This is a genomic window from Mesorhizobium sp. (genome assembly GCF_965229135.1).
In the GTDB taxonomy this organism is placed as follows: domain Bacteria; phylum Pseudomonadota; class Alphaproteobacteria; order Rhizobiales; family Rhizobiaceae; genus Mesorhizobium.
Window position 1 is genome coordinate 1,131,839 of record NZ_OZ245860.1, and the last position, 22,700, is coordinate 1,154,538.

Below are 22,700 nucleotides of genomic sequence, written 5' to 3' on the forward strand. Positions count from 1 at the left end.
TTCAGCCGGTGCTGCCGAAAAGGCCGTCGCGCACGGATTCCAGATGGCGCCGCATCGCCTGGGCCGCGGCTTCCGCGTCGCGCCCGGCAATGGCGTCGACATAGGCGCGGTGTTCCTCGCGATAGATCATAAGGCGCTCCTGCGTCAGCGTTTCGTGTCGCAACCGCGACCATTGTGGCTGGGCACGAATGGCGTTGAAGGCCTCGTATATCGACAGCAGCAGCACATTGTGCGCGGCCTCTGCTACCGCGCGATGCAGCCGTGCATCCCACAGCTCCCAGGTCTCGACGTCCCTGGCAACTTCGCTCCTGGCGAGCAGATGATGCAGTTCGGCGATCTCGGCCGTCGTTGCCCGCGTCGCCGACAACCGCGCCAGCGACGGCTCGACCAGGATTCGTGCTTCCATCAGTTCATTCGGACTGGTGTGCGGCGCGACCAAGGGCGCCGTTCCCGCAACCCGGCGCGGACGGGAACCAACGAAAGTGCCCTGCCCGACATGACGCCAGATCCTGCCTTCGGCCTCAAGCACTTCGAGGCCCTCGCGCAACGCGCTTCGGCTGAGATCGAGCTGTTCGGAAAGATCGCGCTCGGCCGGAAGCCGGCTGGCTTCGGGAAAAGCCGGGCTCTCGATCAACTCAAGCAGCTTGGAGATGGCGCGCTCCCTACGCCTCATTTGATACCATTTTGAATTGGTTTCGCTTTTGGGAGCAGCGTATCAACGAAATGTTCGTCGATGCGAGCAGAATCTTGATGTCAATTTCGAATTGGTATCAAACAGCCGAAGTGAAAACGTCACCATGCCGCCAAGCGCGCCGACGTTTTGGCAGGCGGCGCCGATGCCAATCCCGGATTGAAATCGTCTTTCACGAGATGCCGAGACGGATGGGACGTTTTTTACGGGGAACAGAACCATTGGTTCTTCAGGGCCGTTCGAACGAACCAGTCCTGCTTCGCGTTTCAGGGCTTCCGGGCCGGCAGTGGTGGAGAGGGTTGGATTTGAACCAACGTAGGCATAGCCAACGGATTTACAGTCCGTCCCCTTTAACCACTCGGGCACCTCTCCAGTCTGCCGCCGGAGCCATGCAACGAGGCTTGTCCGCAAGACGACCGCCATGGCTGTCGTCCGCGATGGGCCTTATGGCGGGACCATCCAAAACTGTCAACCGCAAGATTCCGCCAAAACACACTGAATTTCATCCCCGCGACAATGCGCGGTCCAGGCGCGGCTGTATCCATTTCCACCGGACATGTTTATAGAACCGGCATGAACAGCGACAACAATTCCAAGACCCCCAAAGACTCTCACTACGCAAAGCTGCGCCGCGCCTATCGCGACGAGAAGAGCGGCGGCGCGCCGGCATTCCGACCGCGCCAGCCGGTGCCGCCGGGCGAGAACGCGGCGGACGGACTGGTTCGGCTCTATGGCCTGCACACGGTGCGGGCGGCACTCGACAATCCACGCCGCAAGATCAGGAAGATGCTGGTGACGCGCAATGCGCTGGAACGGCTGGAAATAGCTGATCTCACCGCTCTGCCCTTTAAGGCCGAACTGGTCGAACCGAGGGATATCGACAAAGTGACTGGCTCCGATGCCGTGCACCAGGGCGTGTTGATCGAAGCCGAACCATTGAAGCCAAAGCGCCTCGACGCGCTTGGCGATGCCAAGCTGGTGCTGGTTCTCGACCAGGTCACCGATCCACACAATGTCGGCGCGATCCTGCGCTCGGCTGTCGCCTTCGGCGCTGGCGCGCTGATCACCACGGCGCGCCACAGCCCACAGGAATCGGGCGTACTGGCGAAATCGGCGTCCGGCGCGCTGGAGCATATCGACCAGATCGAGGTGAAGAACCTGGCCGATGCGCTTGGGCAATTGCACGAGGCCGGCTTCCAGACCATCGGCCTTGATTCGGACGGCCCCACGGAACTTGAAACCGGCTTTGCCGGGGACAAGATCGCGTTGGTGTTGGGCGCAGAGGGCAAGGGTCTGCGCCAGAAGACACGAGAGACCGTAACGACACTCGCCCGTCTGGAGATGCCCGGAGCCATCCGCTCGCTCAACGTGTCGAACGCGGCGGCGGTCAGCCTATATGCGGCGCGGGCATTCCTGAAGCAGCATGGTTAATCCGAAGCCAAGGGCGGTTTGCGAACAGCCCTGATTGAAATAAGAAACGGGTTCCGGCGACGAACGCCGAAACCCGCTCTTCGCGAGGCAAGAAGCAGGCGGCTTGGGAACGTTGCGCAGCCCTCTCCTGACCTATGCCGCTTTGCCTTTGATCTCCGCTGTCTCGTCGCCGACTTCGAAATTGGCCATCCGCTCCAGCGCGCGCACCAGCGCCGAATGATCCTCCTTGGCGCCGCCGTTAGCCGCGCAGGAATTGAACAGCTGCTGCGTCGTCGAGGTGTTGGGCAACGAGACGCCGAGCGCCTTGGCGCCCTCAAGCGCCAGGTTGAGATCCTTCTGGTGCAACTCAATACGGAAGCCCGGCGCGAAGGTGCGCTTGACCATGCGTTCGCCATGCACTTCGAGAATGCGCGAGGCCGCCAGGCCGCCCATCAACGCCTGTCGAACCTTTGCCGGATCTGCGCCGGCTTTTGAAGCAAAAACAAGAGCTTCGGCGACGGCTTCAATGGTCAACGCGACAACGATCTGGTTGGCGACCTTGGTGGTCTGGCCGACGCCGTTCGGCCCGACCAGCGTGATGTTCTTGCCCATTTTCTCGAAAACAGGCTTTGCGCGGTCGAACGACTTTTCCTCGCCGCCGACCATGATGGTCAGCGATGCCGCCTTGGCGCCAACTTCGCCGCCGGACACGGGGGCATCGAGATAGAAGCAGCCGAGATCGTTGATCTTTTTGGCGAACACCTTGGTCTCGATCGGCGAGATCGAGCTCATGTCGATGACCAGCTTGCCCTTCGACAGGCCGGACGCGACGCTGTTCTCGCCAAACAATACGTCGGCGACCTGCGGTGTATCCGGGACCATGGTGATGATGATGTCGGCGGCCTTGGCCACGGCGCTATGGCCGGTCACGGTTTTCAAGCCTTTGGTGACGAGATCGGCCGAGGGCTTCGAGCGATGGTCGCTGGTTACAACGGGATAGCCGGCGTCAAGCAAATGCCCCGCCATTGGGGCGCCCATGATGCCGAGGCCGATGAAGCCGATGGTTTCCATTTTTGTTCTCCAGTAACTCTTAGTTAGAACTCATTCACAGGTTGGCGCCGCCCCTCATCCGCCTGCCGGCACCTTCTCCCCGTATAGTGACGGCGAGAAGGAAATCACTCCAACGCTGGCGTCCCCCTCTCCCCGTTCTTCACGGGGAGAGGGTAAGGGTGAGGGGCAGCGCAAACGCTGATCAGATATCCCGCTAGGCCGCCGCGCTCCCCTGTCCGGCCAACGCCCGGAACCACCCCAAGCCAGCTTCCGTCCCGGCCGTGGGCTTGTATTCGGCGCCCACCCAGCCGGAATAGCCGATGCGGTCGATATGGTCGTAGAGAAAGGGATAGTTGATCTCGCCCGTCCCCGGTTCGTGACGACCGGGATTGTCCGCAAGCTGGATATGCGCAATGCGGCCGAGGTTTGCCTCGATGGTACGGGCGAGATCCCCCTCCATGATCTGCATGTGGTAGATGTCGTATTGCAGGAAGAGGTTCTTCGAGCCGACGCGGCCGATCAGCGCCAGAGCCTGGTCCGAATAGTTCAGGAAGAAGCCCGGGATATCCCGCGTGTTGATCGGCTCGATCAGAAGCTTGATACCGGCCTGATCGAGTTTCTCCGCCGCGAAAGCCAGGTTCTCGACGAAGACGTCCTCGAGCACCTTTGGCTCGATGCCTTGCGGCGCGATCCCGGCGAGGCAGTTGACCTGTTCGCAGCCTAATGCGTGCGCATAGGTAATCGCCTTGGCGACGCCCTGGCGGAATTCAGGGACGCGATCCGGCAGCACGGCGATGCCGCGCTCGCCCTTGGCCCAGTCACCGGCCGGCAGGTTGAACAGGACTTGGCTCAGCCCGTTCTTCTTCAACCGCGCGGCCACGACATCGGGCGCATGATCATAGGGGCCGATATATTCGACGCCCTTGAAGCCGGCGCGGGCGGCGGCATCGAAGCGGTCGAGAAAGTCATGCTCGCCAAAGAGCATAGAAAGATTGGCTGAAAACCGTGGCATAGCGCTATTTCCTCACAAAGTGAATCAGTCGAGCATGACGATCGACGTCGGCGCGTCTTCATGGCTTTCGGCAAGTTGCTCGAATTCGGTGATCTTGTCGATTTCGGTGCCCATGGAAATGTTGGTGACGCGTTCCAGGATGAATTCGAGCACGACCGGAACCTGGTGTTCCTTCATCAGGCGCTGCGCCTCCTTGAAGGCTCCGGCGAACTCCTCCGGCTTGCGCACCCGCACTGCCTTGCATCCCATGGCTTCGGCAACCGCCACGTGATCGACGCCGTAACCGGCCTCGGGGTCGCCTGTCCGGTTGATGTTCTCGAAGGCGAGGCTGACCTCGAAATCCATCGAGAAGCCGCGCTGCGCCTGACGGATCAGGCCGAGATAGGCATTGTTCACGACGACGTGGATGTAGGGCAGCTTGTGTTGCGCCCCGACAGCGAGTTCCTCGATCATGAACTGGAAATCATAGTCGCCCGACAATGCCACGATGTTACGGTCAGGGTCGGCGGCGCGAACACCGAGCGCTGCCGGCAGCGTCCAGCCGAGCGGCCCGGCCTGCCCGCAATTGATCCAGTTGCGCGGCTTGTAGACATGCAGGAACTGCGCGCCGGCAATCTGCGACAGTCCGATCGCGGTGACATAGGTGGTGTCGCGGCCAAACGCCTTGTTCATCTCCTCATAGACGCGCTGCGGCTTCAGCGGCACCTGGTCGAAATGCGTCTTGCGTTTCATCGTCTTCTTGCGGCTCTGGCACTCTTTCGCCCAGCCCGACCAGTCGCGCAGCTTTCCCGTCGTCTTCCATTCGGTGGCGACGTCGAGCAGGATTTTCAGCGCCGCGCCCGCATCCGAAACGACGCCAAGGTCGGGCGCGAAGACACGGCCGATCTGCGTGGGCTCGATGTCGACGTGAATGAACTTTTTCCCCTTGGTATAGACATCGACCGAACCGGTGTGGCGGTTGGCCCAGCGGTTGCCGATGCCGAACACAAAATCGGCTTCGATCATCGTGGCGTTGCCGTAGCGGTGCGAGGTCTGCAGTCCGCACATGCCGGCCATCAGCCGGTGGTCGTCGGGGATCGCACCCCAACCCATCAAGGTCGGGATGACCGGAATGCCGGTGATCTCGGCGAATTCGATGAGAAGGTCCGAGGAATCCGCGTTGATGATGCCGCCGCCGGCAACGATCAGCGGCTTTTCGGCCGCGTTCAGCATGTCCAGCGCCTTCTCGGCCTGGCCGCGTGTCATCGCCGGCTTGAACGGCGTCATCTGCTCATAGGCATCGATATCGAATTCGATCTCGGCCAGTTGCACGTCAACGGGAAGATCGACCAGGACAGGCCCCGGCCGCGACGAGCGCATCAGGTGGAACGCCTTCTGCAGCGCCATCGGCACGAGATAGGGCTCCATGACGGTGACCGCCCATTTGGCGACGGGCGAAGCGATGGCTGCGATATCGACGGCCTGGAAATCCTCCTTGTTGAGCCGTGCGCGTGGCGCCTGGCCGGTGATGCACAGGATCGGAATGGAATCGGCGGCGGCCGAGTAGAGCCCGGTGATCATGTCGGTGCCGGCGGGGCCCGACGTGCCGATGCAAAGCCCGATGTTTCCCGCCTTGGCACGAGTATAGCCTTCAGCCATGTGCGAAGCGCCTTCGACATGACGGGCAAGGACGTGGCGAATGCTGCCCCTCGCCTTCAGCGCCGAATAGAACGGATTGATCGCCGCGCCCGGCACGCCGAAGGCGCAGGAGATGCCCTCTTTTTCGAGAACGAGAACCGCGGCATCGACAGCGCGCATCCTGGCCATTTTCCAGCCCTCCACGGGTTTGTCATTGTTGAATGGACTGATGATGCCCGTGTCGTCGCCATTTTTCAATTTTTTCAGAATATTTTTTCATTTCTAGGGAATGCCTTCTATATGTTGATTTTGTTATATTTTTCGTTTTTCAAGAATCTTGTCGCGTCAAGCAGTGAAAAACTTTTTCATTGCCTCTTTGACAAAACCAACGAGAATGACACTCATGGAAACAGCCGAAAAACGCCAGCGCGGCCGTCCGCGTTCTTTCAATGGTCCTGCCGAAGCCGCCTCGGTGCAGTCGCTTGACCGAGCACTCCGGATTCTGGCCATCGTGGCAGATGGCAGCGGCCTGTCGCTGAGTGAGATCGCGGCGCAGAGCGGCCTCGCCGCCTCCACGGCCTATCGAATGCTGACGACGCTCGAGAACCACGGCATGGTTGAATTCGACTCGAGCGACCAGCTGTGGTCGATCGGCGTCGAGACCTACCGCATGGGCGCGGCGTTCCTGCGCCGCCGCAAGCTGGTCGACCGCGCGCGTGTCGTCATGCAGGAGCTGATGGAAAAAACCGGAGAGACGGCCAATCTCGGCGTCGCCGAGGATGATTGCGTCGTCTTCGTCAGCCAGGTCGAGACACACCAGGCGATCCGCGCATTCTTTCGGCCAGGCACGCGCAGCCCTTTCCATGCCTCGGGCATCGGCAAGGCGGTGCTGGCGCATCTCGAGCCTGAGCGCGTCGGCGCCATCCTGCGCAAGGCCGGGCAGGAGCGCTTCACCGACAAGACGCTTTCAGACCTGCACGCCCTCACCCGCGATCTCGGCAGGATCAAGCTGCGCGGCTGGTCGGTGGACGACGAGGAACGGCACCCGGGGATGCGCTGCGTGGCGGCGGCCATCTTCAACGAGTTCGGCGAACCGATTGGCGGCGTCTCCGTTTCAGGACCGACAGTACGGGTTACGCCGGAAAGGCTGGCCGAGATCGGGCCGCTGGTGCGCGACGCAGCGGCCAACGTAACGAAGATGATCGGCGGCCTGTCGAATGGTGGCCAGCCTGTTCGAGCGCTTTAGGGTGGTTTTGAAACGTCCTTGCGGCAACGGCTGTCGCTTGCCTTGACAGAAGGCAACCAACCGCCAAAATCTGTATCACTTCTGACAACGCGTCCAAGCCGATCGGGAACCATGAGCCTCCAGTCAGTCAAGGCCTTTTTCGCCGAACATGCTCCCGATATCGAAGTGATCGAAACACCGACCAGTTCCGCGACCGTGGCGCTGGCAGCCGAGGCACACGGCGTCGAGCCCGGCCAGATCGCCAAGACGATCTGCCTGCGAGTCGGAGATCGGATTCTGCTGGTCGTTGCTCGCGGCGACGCACGCATCGACAACCGCAAAACACGCGAAGCCTTTGGCGGCAAGCCGCGTATGCTCGATGCAGGTCAGGTGGCGGAGATTACCGGCCATCCCGTCGGAGGTGTCTGCCCCTTTGGGCTTGCCACCCGGCTGCCGGTTTATTGTGACGTGTCGTTGCGCGCCTACGAGCAGGTCGTGCCGGCAGCTGGCGCCACAAACGCCGCGGTCAGGATCGGCGTGGAACGGATGGCCACTCTTGTTGGCGCCGAATGGTGCGACATCTGCCAGGATGCGGCGCCATCCTCTTCTGCTGGACCAAATTCCGTGGCGCCCGACGACCGGGGACACGCGCGGTAACGTTCGCCTCTGCCTTATGCGGAAAAGCGGAAAGAGGGGCGGTGCGTCACCCCTCTTTCTGGCTGAACAGAATCCTGCAACTCTATTCTAGAGCCGGCAGTAGTGGCGATAGCCGTCGTGGCCGATATAGGTGTTGGAGTCCGGATCGTAGCTGTCGTAGCGTTCGAAGCAGCGGCGGACATGCCATGAGCCGCCTTCGTCGTCGACATAGACGGTCTGCGGCTGCTGCTGTGCCAGTGCGCTGCCGAGCAGGAAGCCGCCAACGCCTGCGGCCAAGCCAAGACCCAGGCCATAGCCGTGATGATGATGCAGCGGATGTGCCGCGGAGGGCTGGATGGTGCCGGCCAGCATGGTGGCGGCGACGGTGGTGGCGATGAGGCCGGAAACGATTGTGCGCTTGAACATGACGATCTCCTTGTTTCGTTGACAGAGGCGAACCATCCGCCTCTTGATCATCTGTCGTTGCGGCAACGAAAAAGGTTCGAAGATTTTTTGATTTTTTCGACGAGCCGAGAAACCCGGGCTTGAGAGCGCGGGAAACGACGGCCAATGGCCGCCGACTCGCGCATGGTGACGGCAACGCGACGCCGCACATAACGAAAGGGCGGCCGAAGCCGCCCTTTCTGGTCTCGTCGGTCGAGCAGTCGGGCTGCTCCTAGAAAAAGTGACGATGATGGTGGTGATTCCACCACCAGTGATGATGATGTCGGTGATGATGATGGTGATGCATGCCGTGAGCCGACGAAGACTGGACAGTGCCCGCCAGACCGACAATGGCAAGGAAGATAGCGACAAGGCCGGAAGCGAATGCGCGTTTGAACATGACTGATCTCCTGGATCTCCGATCGAGGCGACCATTCGCCTCTGGAGGATCAGTCGTGACGACACGCGAAAAGGTTCGGCGAATTTCCAGAGGCAGGCGGCAAGCCCGTCTCATTGTCCAGAGAAGCGGCGCTTGGAGTGCGGCAGGCTACGTTGATCAGCCCATGCCGGTCACATGGCGCAGCCAGAAGGCCAGCGCGATGAAGCCGACGATGGTGGTCACCCCGGTCCAGTCGATGTTGGCGCTCTTCAGATCCTTGATAAGCTTCATCAGCAAAGCCCAGACGACGACCACCACCATGGCAATGACGACAAACCTGATCATCTCCGACATCCCTACGCACAAATGCACCTTCTGCCATGTAGGAAGTCGGTCGGCGGTTTTCAGGATGCCTAACCTGCCAGCCTAGCCATCACGCCTGTGGTGAAAAACGGACTTTTGTCTTTACTGGCGCGGCAAATATGCTAACCGGTGCGCCGTGCCCTTGTAGCTCAGCTGGTAGAGCAGCGGTTTTGTAAACCGAAGGTCGGCGGTTCGATTCCGTCCGGGGGCACCAGCTCTCACGAAACAATCCAGACGTGCCCAAACCCACTTTTGCAAATGCGGGCGCTTTTCGGCGTCGTAACGCACGACCTCTCCGTTGCCCACGACGGCAGCCCGCTTGCCTGAAATTCGCCGCGACGGAAAAACGCGCGAGCGGCGTTTAAGGTTCGCACCACTTCCAAACAACGTGTCGTGCGACCCAAAGAGAGGACATTATGAGAAAGATAATCTTGATCGCATTTGCCGTCGGAGCCGCCCTTTCGGCGGTCGCTCCAGCTGAAGCAAGTGGCGGCTGCGGCATCGGATTTCATCGCGGGCCGTATGGCGGCTGCCGGCCAAATCGCGGTCCCGTGGTCGTCGTCCCGGGGCCTGTCCTAGGCACTTTCTATCCCGGTCGCGGTTACTGGTACGACGGCCGCTATTGGGGACATCGCTATCGGGTACACGGCGGTTGGCGCTATCGCTGATCCAACCACGCGTCGGCGGGAACGGGCGCACGGTCCGTTCCTGCAAAGGCTCCAACATGTAATCTTTCCCTGCCGCAAACATTTGGCCGGACAATCGGAAAAGCTGATCCAGGGGAGCCGCGAGCGAATCCGGCGCTGCCGAATGCATGATCCCGACGCTGGGGCGACGAAGGCTCACCGCGCGCTCCCAGCGTGTCCACCACCGATTTGGGAGTGCGGCGCGAATCCGCTTGCCATCCCGCAGTTCACTTAATAGCTTGTAAAGTGAACTGCGGAGCCCCCATGAAAATCGCCGAGGATCACAGCGACAACGACAGCGCCATGTCCAGCATGGAAGCGCGCCGCTCCACGGTATTGGGCGATCGCGTCAAGTTCTACCGCACCGCACGACGCCTCACGCTGCGCCAGCTCGGGGACATCGTCGGCACCACCGCCAGCTTCCTCAGTCAGCTCGAACGCGGCCTCTCCGGCGCCAACACCAGCACGCTGATGCTGATCGCCAATGCGCTGGGCATCAGCCTTTCCGACCTCTTCGATGAGCGCAAGGCAACGCCGCACGCCGTGCTGACGCGCGCCGAGCGTCCCGCGCTACCGGTCAGCGAGGGCTATCGCAAGACGCTGCTGTCACGCCGTCCGATTCGCGACGTCGAGGTCTATTGCGGACATTTCGACGTTGGCGGCTCGACCGGAGACACGCCTTACACCCATGGCAACGCGCATGAGATGTTCCTGGTCCTGCGCGGGCGGGTCGAACTGACGCTCGGCGCCGAGATCTTCGTGCTCGATGAGGGTGACAGCATCGAATACCCGACATCGACGCCGCACAAGACGGTGAATGTAGGCGGCACGCCCGCCGAAGTGCTTTGGATCATTGCGCCCCCAACCAGCGGCACCATCGATCTCGACGAATATGTAGCCCGGAAACCACTCGCGGCCGGGTTGCCTAAAGCAAAAGGCGAGTTTGGGAAGGATGAGTAATATGGGATACAGATCAACGCTTGCGAAGATTGTCGGCGCGACAGCGCTGGCAGCCATGGCGACCGCGGTTGTCCATGCGCAGAGCGCACCGCCAGCCGGTACCGTCGTCGATGGTTCGCTGAAAGGAAAGACCCTGACCTTCGTGTCCTATGGCGGCATCTACCAGGACGGCCAGGTCGCCGCGCTCAAGGAGTTCGTCGACAAGAGCGGCGTCAAACTGCTGAATGACGGCCCGACCGAAATCGCCAAGCTCCAGGCGCAGGTGGAGTCCGGCAATGTGACCTGGGATGTCGTCGACACCGACGATCTTCCCCCCTTCGTGCATTGCGGAAAACTGTTCCAGAAGCTCGACCTTACCAAAATCGATATCTCGAAGATCCCTGCCGGACAGGTCGGCGAGTGCAGCGTGCCGGCGATGAACTACGGCGCCGTGCTGATGTACAAGAACTCGACCTACAAGGACAATCCGCCGAAGGACTGGAAGGATTTCTTCGACACCAAGAAGTTCCCTGGCATACGCGCCATCGATGGCAGCGGAAGCCCGGTCGGCGGCCTTATCGAACAGGGCATCCTGGCCGATGGCGGCTCGGTCCAGAACATGACGGCGGCGGATATCGACAAGGGCATCGCCAAGATCAAGGCGATCGGCCCGGACACGATCTTCTGGAAGACCGGCGCGGAATCCCAGCAGCTCGCCGAATCCGGCGAAGCCGACATGATCATCATGTGGACGGGCCGCGCCATGACCGCTGTCAAGAATGGTGCCGCCTATACGCCGGTGTGGAAGGACTGGCTGGTCGTCATGGATCAGTTGACCATCCCTGTCGGCGTCAAGGATCCCGACGCGTCCTATGCGCTGATCAACGCCTATCTCGGCAAGAAGTCGCAGGAGATCCTGACGGAACAGACCTCCTATTCGCCGATCAACACCGAGGCACAGCCGAAGGTGGAACCTTCCGTCGCCGCCTTCCTGACCAACTCGCCGGACCACGCCAAGCAGGGCTATCAGCAAAACATCAAGTTCTGGGTCGCCAATTTCGCTGCCGCGTCCGACAAGTGGACGGCCCTGATGGCCGGCAACTGAGCCGGCTGGACCGCGAGGCAAGGGCGTGAGCCAATCATCACAGATATCCACGGCCGGGCGCGAAAGCTCCCGGCCGGCGGGCGGCGCGCCGGCCTCTCGGCGGCGCCCGTTGCTCACGGCCTATCCCTCTCTGCTGGCACTGCCGGCGTTGCTGCTGCTCATCGCGGCCATGGGCTATCCGCTGCTGACCATCGTGCTGCGAAGTTTTTCGGATCCGGCCTGGGGCTTGCAGAACTACATCTGGTTCTTCTCCACGCCGGTGAACGTCACGGTTCTGTGGCGCACCTTCTCCATCGCGGGATGGGTCACGATCGTCTGCGTGATATCAGCCTATCCCTATGCCTATCTCATGACGGCGGTCGGGCCGCGCCTGCGACTGGTCCTCATCTTGTGCGTGCTGGTGCCGTTCTGGGTCAGCGGCGTGGTGCGCACCTTGGCATGGGTGATCCTGCTGCAGGATTCCGGCATCATCAATTCCGTGATCGGACTGCTCGGGCTTGACACCGTGAAGCTGATCCGCACGCAGACAGGTGTGGTCATTGGCATGGCGCAGGTGTTGCTGCCATTCATGATCCTGCCGCTCTACTCTGTCATGCGCGGCATCGACCTGCGCCTTGTCCAGGCGGCGCGCAGCCTGGGCGCGCGCCCCTCGCGCGCCTTCCTGCAGGTCTATCTGCCACTGTCTCTGCCCGGCGTGTTCGCCGGCGCCATCATCGTGTTCATCCTGTCGCTCGGCTTCTACATCACGCCGGCGCTGCTCGGCGGCCCACGCAGCACGATGCTCTCGACGCTGGTGCAGAGCCAGGTGCTCAGCCTGCTCAACTGGGGTCGCGGCGGCGCCATGGGCGTCGTGCTGCTGGTCGCGACCTTCTTACTGCTGGCGCTCGCCGCACCACTGATGCGCCAGCGTCACAAACAGGCGTCGAGATCATGAAGACGCCGTTGCGCATCATACTTGGTCTGTTCTGCCTGCTGGTCGCCGTCTGGCTGGTGATGCCGACGCTGGTCATCATCCCGATGTCGTTCAACGAGAAGAAGTCGCTGGCCTTCCCGCCGTCCGGCTTTTCCTGGCAGTGGTACGAGAATTTCTTCAACAACCCGGATTGGCTGTCGAGCTTCTTCAATTCGCTCAGGGTAGCAAGCCTCGTTGCCATCGCCGCCACGGTGATCGGCACGTTGGCCGCGCTCGGCCTCAGCCGCATGAAGCATTCCGGCGCCGGCTTCTTGCGCGCCATCCTGATCACGCCGATGATCGTTCCCGGCGTGGTCCTGGCGATCGGCATCTATGCCGTCTATCTCGATTACCAGCTTGTCGGCACCACCACCGGCTTCGTCATCGCCCACACAATGCTGGCGATCCCCTTCGTCATCATCGCCGTGGCGGCAAGCCTGGAAGTCTTCGACGTGCGGCTGGAGACGGCAGCGGCCAGCCTTGGCGCCAATCGTTTCACCACGTTCCGCACCGTGACCTTGCCGCTGATAGCTCCCGGCATCCTGTCCGGGCTGCTGTTTGCCTTCGTGACCTCCTTCGACGAGATCATCGTGGCGCTGTTCATCACCAGCCCATACCTGAAAACCTTGCCCGTCCAGATCTTCACAAGCATCACCCGCGACGCCGATCCCACGGTGACCGCGGTCGGTACGATCATCTTCATCGCCACGACGCTGGTCATCAGCGCCGGGCTGATCATCAGCTCTAAATCGAAGAGGAGTTGAGATGTCTGCGTCCAACACCAGAGAACGCGGCGCGGCCATCGACATTCAAGGCGCCACCAAACGGTACGGCAATTTCACCGCGCTCGACGACGTCAGCCTGCACATCGAGCCGGGCGAGTTCATGACTCTGCTGGGGCCGAGCGGATCGGGCAAGACCACCACGCTCAATGTCGTGGCGGGCTTCACCGACCTTACCTCCGGCGACCTCGCCGTCGGCGGGAAAAGCATCGTCGCGCTACCAGCGCACAAGCGCAACATCGGCGTCGTCTTCCAGCACTATGCCCTGTTTCCGCACATGACCGTGGGCAAGAACGTCGCCTATCCGCTCACACTGCGCGGCATGGATAAGCAGGCGCGCGAGCGCCACGTCGCGCGGGCGCTCGACATGGTCAAGATGGCTGACTTCGCGCATCGCTATCCAGCAGAGCTTTCCGGCGGCCAGCAACAGCGCGTGGCGCTCGCCCGCGCCATCGTCTTCGATCCGCCGCTGCTGTTGATGGACGAGCCGCTCGGCGCACTCGACAAGAAGCTTCGCGAGTGGCTGCAGCTGGAGATCAAGCGCATCCATCGCGAACTCGGCACCACCTTCGTCTACGTCACGCATGACCAGGAAGAGGCGCTGGTTCTGTCCGACCGCATCGCCGTGTTCAACCAGGGGCGTATCGAACAGGTGGGAACCGGCCGCCAGCTCTATGACGAGCCTGAGACCCTGTTCGTGGCGAAATTCATCGGGGAGTCGACCAGTTTGCGCGGTGCGGCCGAAACGTCAGGCGGCGAGACGAGCCTGACGGTTGCCGGTCAGAAGATCGTTGCCCGGGGAAAACTCGCCAGCGGCCAGAAACCGGTGGTCCTGCTGCGGCCGGAGAAACTCTCGCTTGCCAGCGTGAACGCGCCTCTGGCCGACGGGGAGAACAGCCTTACCGCCCAGGTCAGCGAAGCGATCTATCTAGGGTCCGGTTCGAAATACCAGGTGACGCTTCGCGATGGTTCGGTCGCCATCGTGCGCGCGTCCCTCGAAGCCCAGCCCTTCTCCATTGGCGACACAGTCGATCTGCGCTGGTCGACCGTCGATGCAAAACTTCTTGCCGACGACGACCGCGCCGACATGACCATGACGTGACACTTCTTACTCCTGCAGGATTTTTTGACATGGATGCCAAGGTCAACGGCAACGTCTCGTTCTGGTATGCCGACATTGGCGGCCTGCCAGCCTATCGCGCACCGCTTCCAGGCGACATCGAAGCCGACGTCTGCATCGTCGGCGCTGGCTATACCGGTCTTTGGACGGCCTACTATCTTAAGAAAGCCGACCCTTCGATCCGCATCGCCATCGTCGAAAGGGAATTCGCCGGCTTCGGCGCTTCCGGCCGCAATGGCGGCTGGCTGTCCGGCGGCTTCAGCTGGTCGCGCGAAAAGTATCTGAAGACGTCGACCCGTGGCGCCGTCATCGATATGGAAACGGCCATGCATGGCACGGTCGACGAAGTGATCGCGGTGACCGAAGCCGAGGGCATCGACGCCGATATCCGCCGTGTCGACAATTTGACGGTCGCGACCAACAAGCCGCAGTTGCAACGGATCAAGGCTGCCTACGAGGACGCGATCGGCTGGAATGTGCCACGCGATCGCATCGCCATGATCGGCCAGGAAGAAGCCAGGGCCCGCATCAATATCAAGAATGTGCTTGGCGCTTTCATTCATCACGGCACGGCGCGCGTCCAGCCGGCCAAGCTCGTGCGCGGCCTGGCCGTAACGGTCGAACGCCTCGGCGTGCCGATCTATGAACAGACTGAGGTGACCGGCATCGAAAAGGGAAGGGTCACGACCAATCGCGGCACGGTGCGCGCGCCCATCATCATCCGCGCCACGGAAGGCTTCACGGCCGGCATTCCCGGCAATGAGCGGCTCTGGCTGGCGCTCAACAGCGCGCAGATCATTACCGAGCCGCTGCCGCAATCGCTGTGGGACGAGATCGGCTGGGAAGGTCACGAACTGCTGGGCGATGCCGCGCACGCCTATTGCTATGCCCAGCGCACCCGCGAAGGCCGCATCACCATGGGCGGCCGGGGCGTGCCTTATCGCTACGGTTCAAAAACGGACGTGCGCGGCCAGACCCAGCAGGCGACCATCGAAAGCCTGCACGCGATCCTCACCAGTCGCCTGCCGCAGACCGCCGGGCTTCGCATCGATCATGCGTGGTGCGGGGTGCTTGGCGTGCCGCGCGACTGGTGTACGACAGCCGGTCTCGATCCTCAAACCGGCATTGGCTGGGCCGGCGGCTATGTCGGGCTCGGGGTCTCGAGTTCCAATCTTTCAGGCCGGACGCTGCGCGACCTCATCCTGCGCCGCGACACCGAACTGACCCGCCTGCCCTGGGTCAATCGCCAGGTCAGCAAATGGGAGCCGGAGCCAATGCGTTGGCTCGGTGTCCATTCGATGTACCAGCTCTACCGCATGGCTGATGAGCGCGAGGAAGGCGGCTTGCAACACACATCGAAGCTGGCAGGGATCGCCGACCGCATCACGGGACATTGAGCCGGTTGCGCCATCCTATTGGACGCTGTGGCACCAGCCAATCCGCACATAAGCCCTACAAGCATTTCAGTGCCTGCCCGGAGACCATCATGACCGACTTCCAGACCTTTGCCCACCTCGCTTCCATCGATCTTGGTGCGCCGGAACCCAAGCCAACGTCGATCAGCGGGGAGCAGGTCGAAGCATCAAGGACATTATGGACGTCGCCGGAAGGGACACTTGAGGTGGGCGTGTGGGAGTGCACGCCAGGCCGGTTCACGGCCGCGCGCGACACGAATTCCGAAACCTGCCACATCGTGTCGGGCCGCGTCACATTGCACGGTCCTGATGGTCGCAGCGAGACCGTCGGCCCTGGCGAGATGCTTGTCCTGCCCAAGGGCTGGCAGGGCGAGTGGACCATTCACGAGAAGACGCGAAAACTCTACATCCTGCACTTCGAGGCGTGACCTGGTTCCCATTGCGGTGCATGCAACCGGGCATGCAGTCCCGAAGGCGCGGTTAGCCGCGCGGGGCCAGATCAAAATGCCGTGGGAATGCCTGGTGCAGCAGCATCAGCGTTGTCTTGCGCAGGACATCGGATCGGCCTTCCGGTGGGTTCAGGTGGTCCCAGAACCATGCGCCGTGAACGAGATAGTTGAGGCTCTCGGCCAGCGTGTCCGTATCGACGTCGGTGTAGCCGCCTATTGCAGCGATCTCGATGAGAAATTCACGCGCCTCGGCCGTGTAGGCGAGATCATTCGGCATGCCGATTTCGTTGTAGATCTGCATGCTCTTGCGATCGCTGGAGAAGACGACGAAGACCGACACCCACTTGGGATGCAGTCGTGAAAACCTCTGCGCGCATTCGAGCGCGCCCATCAGCCTCTGCGCCGGTGACAGGCCTGGAGGGCGCACCAGTGTCGCCCACAGTTCGTCATACTGGTCACTGAGATACTGCAGAACAGCCCTGAAGAGGTTTTCCTTGCTGCGGAAGTGAAACACGACGAGTGCATTGGACGAGCCTGCATGCTCGGCAATGCGCTGCATGGTGACGGTCGCCAGCCCCTCCTCGGCGATGAGCTCGATCGTGGCATCGATGATCCGCTGGATGCTCGCCTCGCCACGTTCGCGCCGGCGATCCTTGAAGACGGGGGCGGGCTTGGAATGCTCCGCCTTTGCAACCTTGCGGATCTCCGGTGCCACGGTTGCCTTGCGTTGCGCCATTGTCGTCCAGTCCCGTTCGAACCCTGCAGTGGATATCCCGCCGGCTCACCATTGAAGGAGCCGGCGCCCAAGCCTCCGTTGCGGGTGTTACCTATCCGCGATCAAAGCGCCGGTCGCGTCCGCGCGTTACCGTACCATTGGCCCCGCGCCGTCTCATACGCCATTGCTGCCTGAAACACATCGGCGTCACAATAGGTGCGTCCGACAATCTGGATCCCCGTCGGCACGCCATTCGACGCCCTGCCCGATTGTATCGACAGGACCGGGCAGCGGCTCATCATGTTGAATGGCGTCGTCAGCACCCAGCCAAGCGACGGGTTCACCTGCTTCCCGTTGATCTCGACAGTGTCCGTGGTCTGGTCGAACTCCGCCGGCACCGCCGGAATTGCATTCGTCGGGCAGATCAGCACATCGTATTTTTCCAGCAGTGGCCCAAGCGTCTGATACATCCTGGCGGCAACATCCAGCGTTGCGACAAAATCCGTGGCTTTCGATTTTTGCCCGTCCTCGGCGAACTTGCGGGCATAGCTGGTCATGTCGTCGGCATGACGGCTGAGCAACTGCGACAGCGACGCGCCGAACAGATGCTCGAGATACATCATGGCGGCCTTGAGCACTTCATCGCCCCAGCCCAGATCGACCTCCTCGACCGTGGCCCCCAGCGAGCGGAAGACGTCGCACGCGGCAAGCGTGTTCTTGCGCACCTCCGGATCAATCTCATAGGAGCCGAGATCCATGGAGAAACCTATCTTCCAACCATGGATCGGCTTGTAGTCGAGCGGCAAGCGCAGCTTGGGGCGAAGCGTGGCGATGTCCAGCGGGCTCGGTCCCGCCATCACATTCTGCAGGAGGATGGCGTCCTTGACGGTGCGCGCCAATGGACCCGTGTGGCAATAGAAATCGAGATTGAAGGGCGGATCATCCGGGTTTCGCCCATAAGGCGGCTTGAAGCCGACGAGACCGGAAGCCGACGCCGGAATGCGGATCGACCCGCCAATGTCAGAGCCGGTCGCGATCGACGCTGTGCCCGAGGCCAGTGTCGCCGCCGCGCCACCGGACGAGCCGCCCGGCGTGAAGTCGGGATTCCACGGATTGCGTGTCACGCCCCAGCGCTTGGACCACGTGTAGCCGGCGCAACTGAATTCCGGCGTGGCCGTGCGGGCATGCACGATGCCGCCCGCCTTCATGATGCGCTCATTCATCGTCGACGTGTGGCCGCCGATGGCGTCCTTGGACAGAAGCGAGCCGTGCGATGTGGGTTTGCCCTTGATGTAGCTCTCGTCCTTGATGCCGATGGGCAGCCCTTCGAGGGCGCCAGTCTTGCCGCCCTTGGCGTATTTGGCCTCGGCCTTCCGTGCCAGATCCATGGCCTCGTCGAAATGCGTGAAGGTAAGGCAGTTGATCGTGGATTTGATGGTTTCGGCGCGACTGATGGTGGCTTGCATCAATTCGACGGGCGAAAGTTTCTTCGCCTTGAACAGCCGCAGCGCTTCGCTGGCCGGCATGTAGCAAAGGTCGAGATCGGTCATGGAAAGTCTCCCGCGATCGCCAGATCGCTCTGCTCAAATGAATGGAGATGGCCGCGCCGCGTGTCGCGGCGCGGGAAAGGCTCGGCAGGCTATTTCTGGAGATCGGTCCAGATCTTTGTGTAAAGCGCCTGAATATTCGAAGGGCAGGCCGGCATGAACTGACCCTTGTCGGCGAATTCAGCCGGGATAACCACCTCCGGCGCATTCTTCATGTCGTCGGGCATGAAGGCTTCCGAGCCCTTGATGCCATTCGCGTAGCGCGCGAAGGCCGAAATCAACGCAGCGTTCCGCGGGTCCATGATGAAGTTCTGGAAGAGCTTGGCATTTTCGACATTCTTGGCATCCTTGAGAACGGCGACATTGTCCATCCAGATCGGAAAGCCTTCCTTCGGATAGCCGTAAACGATCTTGTCGTTCTGCAGCCGCTGCCGCAGGGAAATACCGTTCCAGTTGACTCCGGCAGCGATGTCGCCTCTGCCCAGGCCGTCGACCGCCGCATAGTCGAGCGAAAGCCATTTTCCCTTGGCCTCGATGAGCTTGTCGTGGACCTTCTTCAGCACCTGCATGTCATCGGTGCAGTATTTGCCACCTTCGTACGCGATGGCCAGGAACATGATGTCCCCCATCTCGGGAACGACATTGATCTTGCCGGCAAGCTCAGGCGGCGGATCGAGGAAGATGGCAGAGGTGTTGATGTCGCCGGAATAGACCGCTTTGTTCACCGACACACCGGTCGTGCCCCATTGCCACGGAACAGTGTATTTGCGGCCCGGATCGAAAGGCACATCAACCCATCGCGGATCGACGTTCTTGAAGTTGTCCATCTTGTTGGGATCAGTCTCCAGCAGGAGGCCCTCGCTGATCCAGATCGGCACGACGCTGGCCGAGGGCACAACGATGTCATAGCCGGAGGCGCCCTGGCGGACCTTGGCCAACGCGGTGTCGTTGGAATCGTAGTCGGTAACGGTAACCTTGACCTTGTAGGTCTCCTCGAATTTCTTGATCAGATCGGGATTGGTGTAATTGCCCCAATTGTAGATGTTGAGTTCACCGTCGGCCCGGGCGGCGCCCGCGCACAGCAGCGACAGCGCGATGGCCGTCGCGGTCAGTTTCCAGTTCATGCTTACTTGCTCCCATTGTTGGGACCGGCGGCAACGCGGCCTCAGGTCCGTTTCCTGCTGAAGAAAAGGATGGTGGCGACGCCTTCGCCGCAACGGCAACCCAGATGGGTGCCAGGATATTCCCCTCGCGATTTCAAAGTGGCCATTCACCGGCAAGCCGGCTGTCCAACCCGATCGACAATCACAGGGATAACATGACTAACTATACAGTCAATATCTTTTCGCCGCAGGATCGCTGCGGTCGATCAGGTCGGCACAAGGAACCAATCGTGCGGGATAAGCACATTCGGATGGTGTTTGAAGTCGTGTTTCCCAGGGGCCCTGGAGTCGGAATGATTGCGCCAAGAAAGGTTCCTGGCCCGCACCGGACACGGACCCCCGTCACGTAGCAATCGCGGCAACCAGTATCCGGTTCTGCCGTCGTATCGCGAGCCGCAATTCGGGTATCCTCGCCTCGTCGCGTTTCACGAACTCGATGAACATCATGTTCATGTTGTTGAAGATCAGCTCACCCAGCGCCTGGCCGTCAATGTCCTGCCGCACAAGGCCAAGCGCCTGCAACCGCGCGATCAGCGCGCTGATCTGCTCGGTCAGCGAGCGGTCAAGCGCGGTGTAGGCCTGTCCGAACGGGCTGTCGGGCAACTGCGTGGAGATCGCCATGGCCTGCCGCCACATCTCCTTGCTGAGGTAGTGCAAGGAGTGCTCGATGTAGATGCCGACGAGCGTATCCAGCGCATCGCCGACATTGGCCGGCGGGTTGGCGACCACCCCACGCCCGGCATTGAGCACTTCGTTGACTTCCAGCGATACGATGGCGCCGAGGATGTCACCCTTGTTTTGATAGTAGTTGTAAATCGTGCCGATCGAGACCTCGGCCTGCGTTGCGATTGCCTCGATCTTGGCGCCTTCATAGCCGGCTTCGCGAAAAAGCGCCGCCGCCGCCTCGATGATGCGCCTGTGCCGATCCGCTTTTTGCCTTGCCCGCAATCCGCTCATATCAGCCTCTTGCCACAAAAACAGAATTGACTCAATTTTAGAATTGGTTCAATTTTTTGCAAGAAGCCACTAAGGCAAAGGGAGAGCACTCGATGTCCATGAAATCCGCATCCACGAATCCTCACTCCGCCGTGAAGGCCCGCCTGCGCACCGCATGTGCCGCCGTGGCGCTTCTGCTGGCGGCCGGCGGCATCGCCCAGGCAGCTGATCTCAACGCCTTGATCTGGTGCGATCATTCCGACCCGGCGCTGCTGCAACCGTTCGAGCAGGCCAACAACGTCAAGGTCAACGTCAAGGAATTCGAGGGCACCGGCGCGGGCCTCGCCATCGTCGAGCAATCGCAGCCCGGCGACTGGGACGTCATGGTGATCGACAGCATCGATGTGCCGCGCGGCGTGGAAAAGGGCCTCTTCGAGCCGTTGCCGGAGGACAAGCTGCCGTTGGCCGACATGTTCCCGCAGGTGAAGATGGACGGTTCAACCGTCGTCGGTGGGAAGCGCTACGGCATCACCGAAAAATTCGGCTACAACACGATCGGCTACAACAAGACCAAGGTCGATCCGGCCGACATGCAGTCGCTGGCGTCGCTGACATCAGACAAATACAAGGGCAAGGTCGCCATCTACGACTACTATCTGCCGGTGATCGGCATGGCGGCTCTGGCCATCGGCAAGAAGACGGCTGATCTCACCGAAGCCGATTTGCCCGCCCTCAAGGCCGAACTTCTCAAGATGAAGGCCAATGCCAAGCTGGTCGGCGAAGTGACAGCCAGCCAGACGGCGCTGGCGACGGGCGAGGTCGACATTCTGGTCGGCGGCGGCGAGTGGGTGACCGCGGGGTTGGCTAAGGAAAACCCGGCACTGGATTTCTCGATCCCCAAGGAAGGCGCGGTGCTGTGGTCGCAGTCGCTGGCCATGTTCAAGGATTCCAAGAACAAGGACTTGGCGCTGAAATTCATCCAGTACATCATGAGCCCGGAAGGCCAGGCGCGCCTTGCCACCTCGTCGTGCTACTGGGGCATGCCCTCCAACACCAAGGCGGCGCTGACCGACGATCAGAAGAAGATCCTGCGCTTCGGCGAACAGCCGGAATTCCTCGCCCGTGCCCAAGCCTATCCGGCGCCGAACGCCGATCTCGACAAGAAAATGCAGGACATGTGGACCGAAATGCTGCAGGCGAAGTGAGCGACTGCCGCTGATGAGCACTGCTGGAAACAATGGGCGTGCCCTGCCCTGGGCGCTGGTCACGCCGGCGCTCGGCTGGACGCTGCTGTTCTTCGTGCTGCCTTTCATCGCCATGGGGCTTTCCAGCCTCACGGCGCATGAAGGCGGCGGCTTCACATTGTCCAATTACAGCCAGTTCTTCACAAACCCGTCCTACTGGCAGGCGATGGTGAACTCGCTGCAGGTGACGGCGCTCGTCACCGTGGTCTCGGTACTGCTCGCCTATCCCTTCGCCTGGATCCTCGCCGAACAAGTACCCGAACGTTGGCAGCGGCTGGCGCTGATGCTTGCCGTGTTGCCGTTCTGGACCTCCTATGTCGTGCGCTCCTATTCCTGGCTGCTGGTGCTCGCCCAGAACGGCGTTATCAACCGCGCGCTCACCGGTTCCGGCCTGCTCGCCGAGCCGCTGCAGCTTGCCAACACGCGCTTCGCCACAGTCACCGGCTTCGTGCATTTCTTCGTCATGCTTTTGACGCTGACGATCTTCGCCAATTTGAAGCAGCTCAGCCCAAGCTATCGCAAGGCCGCCGCCGATCTCGGCGCCGGGCCAGTGCGCACCTTCCTGCACGTTGTCCTGCCGCTGACCCTGCCCGGCATCATGGTCGGCGCTTTCCTCACCTTCGTGCTGTGCATCGGCGACTACATTACGCCGCAGATCCTGGGCGGCAACAATGAGCTTCTGATGCCTCAGCTTGTGATGATGCAGATCGGCCGGCGCGGCGATTTTCCCCTCGCCTCTGCACTGGCGATCATCCTGATGGCGGTCGTCACTGTCGCCTATCTCGCCTGCGCGCGCTGGCTGAAGATCGAGCGGGCCTGA

At 61.4% G+C, this 22,700-nt stretch carries 24 protein-coding genes and 2 tRNA genes; 15 read left to right on the top strand and 11 right to left on the bottom strand.

Annotation, left to right across the window (positions count from 1 at the left end):
* Position 1 precedes the first annotated feature (1 nt).
* Positions 2 to 673 (bottom strand): FadR/GntR family transcriptional regulator, encoded by a 672-nt coding sequence (locus ACO07C_RS05535; protein ID WP_421913201.1) that lies wholly within the window; start codon positions 671 to 673, stop codon positions 2 to 4.
* 305 nt (positions 674 to 978) lie between these two features.
* Positions 979 to 1,063, bottom strand: a tRNA-Tyr gene (locus ACO07C_RS05540).
* Positions 1,064 to 1,264: 201 nt separating this feature from the next.
* Between ACO07C_RS05540 and ACO07C_RS05545 the strand changes: the two genes are divergently transcribed.
* A complete protein-coding gene (locus ACO07C_RS05545) occupies positions 1,265 to 2,122 on the top strand; it encodes a TrmH family RNA methyltransferase (protein WP_421913202.1) in 858 nt (285 codons plus the stop codon).
* A 132-nt stretch (positions 2,123 to 2,254) separates the two neighbouring features.
* Here the strand turns inward: ACO07C_RS05545 and ACO07C_RS05550 are convergent, their stop codons facing one another.
* The 3 genes from ACO07C_RS05550 to gcl form a co-directional block, all read right to left on the bottom strand.
* Positions 2,255 to 3,172 carry a 2-hydroxy-3-oxopropionate reductase gene (locus tag ACO07C_RS05550; RefSeq protein WP_421913203.1) on the bottom strand — a complete coding sequence of 306 codons (918 nt, stop codon included), beginning with the start codon at positions 3,170 to 3,172 and terminating at the stop codon, positions 2,255 to 2,257.
* A gap of 193 nt (positions 3,173 to 3,365) precedes the next feature.
* Entirely contained in the window at positions 3,366 to 4,163 is a 798-nt protein-coding gene (gene hyi / locus ACO07C_RS05555) for a hydroxypyruvate isomerase (protein WP_421913204.1), read from the bottom strand.
* A gap of 24 nt (positions 4,164 to 4,187) precedes the next feature.
* Positions 4,188 to 5,969, bottom strand: a complete 1,782-nt coding sequence (gene gcl / locus ACO07C_RS05560; RefSeq protein WP_421913205.1) for a glyoxylate carboligase — start codon at positions 5,967 to 5,969, stop codon at positions 4,188 to 4,190.
* 214 nt (positions 5,970 to 6,183) lie between these two features.
* On the opposite strand from gcl, the gene bhcR reads away from it, so the two are divergent.
* Both bhcR and ACO07C_RS05570 read left to right on the top strand, forming a co-directional pair.
* Positions 6,184 to 7,026 (top strand): HTH-type transcriptional regulator BhcR, encoded by an 843-nt coding sequence (bhcR, locus tag ACO07C_RS05565; protein ID WP_421913206.1) that lies wholly within the window; start codon positions 6,184 to 6,186, stop codon positions 7,024 to 7,026.
* Between the two features lie 111 nt (positions 7,027 to 7,137).
* Positions 7,138 to 7,662, top strand: a complete 525-nt coding sequence (locus ACO07C_RS05570; protein WP_421913207.1) for a YbaK/EbsC family protein — start codon at positions 7,138 to 7,140, stop codon at positions 7,660 to 7,662.
* A gap of 87 nt (positions 7,663 to 7,749) precedes the next feature.
* Here ACO07C_RS05570 and ACO07C_RS05575 read toward each other — a convergent pair whose 3' ends face one another.
* A complete protein-coding gene (locus tag ACO07C_RS05575; RefSeq protein WP_421913208.1) occupies positions 7,750 to 8,067 on the bottom strand; it encodes a BA14K family protein in 318 nt (105 codons plus the stop codon).
* A 265-nt stretch (positions 8,068 to 8,332) separates the two neighbouring features.
* Here ACO07C_RS05575 and ACO07C_RS05580 point away from each other — a divergent pair, with 265 nt between their 5' ends.
* On the top strand, positions 8,333 to 8,491 hold the full coding sequence (locus ACO07C_RS05580; protein ID WP_421913209.1) for a hypothetical protein: 159 nt from the start codon (positions 8,333 to 8,335) through the stop codon (positions 8,489 to 8,491).
* Between the two features lie 150 nt (positions 8,492 to 8,641).
* On the opposite strand, the gene ACO07C_RS05585 is transcribed toward ACO07C_RS05580, so the two are convergent.
* Positions 8,642 to 8,809: a hypothetical protein gene (locus tag ACO07C_RS05585; RefSeq protein ID WP_421913210.1), complete on the bottom strand. Its 168-nt coding sequence runs from the start codon at positions 8,807 to 8,809 to the stop codon at positions 8,642 to 8,644.
* Positions 8,810 to 8,965: 156 nt separating this feature from the next.
* Between ACO07C_RS05585 and ACO07C_RS05590 the strand changes: the two genes are divergently transcribed.
* The 9 genes from ACO07C_RS05590 to ACO07C_RS05630 all read left to right on the top strand — a co-directional run bounded on the left by ACO07C_RS05590 (position 8,966) and on the right by ACO07C_RS05630 (position 16,254).
* Positions 8,966 to 9,041 (top strand) — tRNA-Thr (locus ACO07C_RS05590).
* A gap of 202 nt (positions 9,042 to 9,243) precedes the next feature.
* Entirely contained in the window at positions 9,244 to 9,495 is a 252-nt protein-coding gene (locus ACO07C_RS05595) for a GCG_CRPN prefix-to-repeats domain-containing protein (RefSeq protein WP_421913211.1), read from the top strand.
* A gap of 282 nt (positions 9,496 to 9,777) precedes the next feature.
* The gene (locus tag ACO07C_RS05600) at positions 9,778 to 10,473 is read left to right on the top strand and encodes a helix-turn-helix domain-containing protein (protein WP_421913212.1); all 696 of its coding nucleotides are present in this window, start codon (positions 9,778 to 9,780) and stop codon (positions 10,471 to 10,473) included.
* Between the two features lies 1 nt (position 10,474).
* Positions 10,475 to 11,557 (top strand): extracellular solute-binding protein, encoded by a 1,083-nt coding sequence (locus tag ACO07C_RS05605; protein WP_421913213.1) that lies wholly within the window; start codon positions 10,475 to 10,477, stop codon positions 11,555 to 11,557.
* 25 nt (positions 11,558 to 11,582) lie between these two features.
* Positions 11,583 to 12,491, top strand: a complete 909-nt coding sequence (locus tag ACO07C_RS05610) for an ABC transporter permease (RefSeq protein ID WP_421913214.1) — start codon at positions 11,583 to 11,585, stop codon at positions 12,489 to 12,491.
* A complete protein-coding gene (locus tag ACO07C_RS05615; protein ID WP_421913215.1) occupies positions 12,488 to 13,273 on the top strand; it encodes an ABC transporter permease in 786 nt (261 codons plus the stop codon). Before ACO07C_RS05610 ends, ACO07C_RS05615 begins: the two co-directional genes overlap by 4 nt.
* A gap of 1 nt (position 13,274) precedes the next feature.
* Positions 13,275 to 14,393 (top strand): ABC transporter ATP-binding protein, encoded by a 1,119-nt coding sequence (locus ACO07C_RS05620; RefSeq protein WP_421913216.1) that lies wholly within the window; start codon positions 13,275 to 13,277, stop codon positions 14,391 to 14,393.
* A gap of 29 nt (positions 14,394 to 14,422) precedes the next feature.
* Complete coding sequence (locus ACO07C_RS05625; protein ID WP_421913217.1) at positions 14,423 to 15,808, top strand: NAD(P)/FAD-dependent oxidoreductase; 1,386 nt, start codon at positions 14,423 to 14,425, stop codon at positions 15,806 to 15,808.
* A gap of 89 nt (positions 15,809 to 15,897) precedes the next feature.
* Positions 15,898 to 16,254, top strand: a complete 357-nt coding sequence (locus ACO07C_RS05630) for a cupin domain-containing protein (RefSeq protein ID WP_421913218.1) — start codon at positions 15,898 to 15,900, stop codon at positions 16,252 to 16,254.
* Between the two features lie 52 nt (positions 16,255 to 16,306).
* On the opposite strand, the gene ACO07C_RS05635 is transcribed toward ACO07C_RS05630, so the two are convergent.
* The 4 genes from ACO07C_RS05635 to ACO07C_RS05650 form a co-directional block, all read right to left on the bottom strand.
* Complete coding sequence (locus ACO07C_RS05635; protein WP_421913219.1) at positions 16,307 to 17,011, bottom strand: TetR/AcrR family transcriptional regulator; 705 nt, start codon at positions 17,009 to 17,011, stop codon at positions 16,307 to 16,309.
* A 101-nt stretch (positions 17,012 to 17,112) separates the two neighbouring features.
* A complete protein-coding gene (locus tag ACO07C_RS05640) occupies positions 17,113 to 18,540 on the bottom strand; it encodes an amidase (RefSeq protein WP_421913220.1) in 1,428 nt (475 codons plus the stop codon).
* Positions 18,541 to 18,629: 89 nt separating this feature from the next.
* The gene (locus ACO07C_RS05645; protein ID WP_421913221.1) at positions 18,630 to 19,661 is read right to left on the bottom strand and encodes an extracellular solute-binding protein; all 1,032 of its coding nucleotides are present in this window, start codon (positions 19,659 to 19,661) and stop codon (positions 18,630 to 18,632) included.
* A 381-nt stretch (positions 19,662 to 20,042) separates the two neighbouring features.
* Entirely contained in the window at positions 20,043 to 20,657 is a 615-nt protein-coding gene (locus ACO07C_RS05650; protein ID WP_421913222.1) for a TetR/AcrR family transcriptional regulator, read from the bottom strand.
* Positions 20,658 to 20,749: 92 nt separating this feature from the next.
* Between ACO07C_RS05650 and ACO07C_RS05655 the strand changes: the two genes are divergently transcribed.
* Together ACO07C_RS05655 and ACO07C_RS05660 are read left to right on the top strand one after the other, a co-directional pair.
* Entirely contained in the window at positions 20,750 to 21,841 is a 1,092-nt protein-coding gene (locus ACO07C_RS05655) for a polyamine ABC transporter substrate-binding protein (protein ID WP_421913223.1), read from the top strand.
* Positions 21,842 to 21,854: 13 nt separating this feature from the next.
* Positions 21,855 to 22,700, top strand: a complete 846-nt coding sequence (locus ACO07C_RS05660; protein WP_421913224.1) for an ABC transporter permease — start codon at positions 21,855 to 21,857, stop codon at positions 22,698 to 22,700.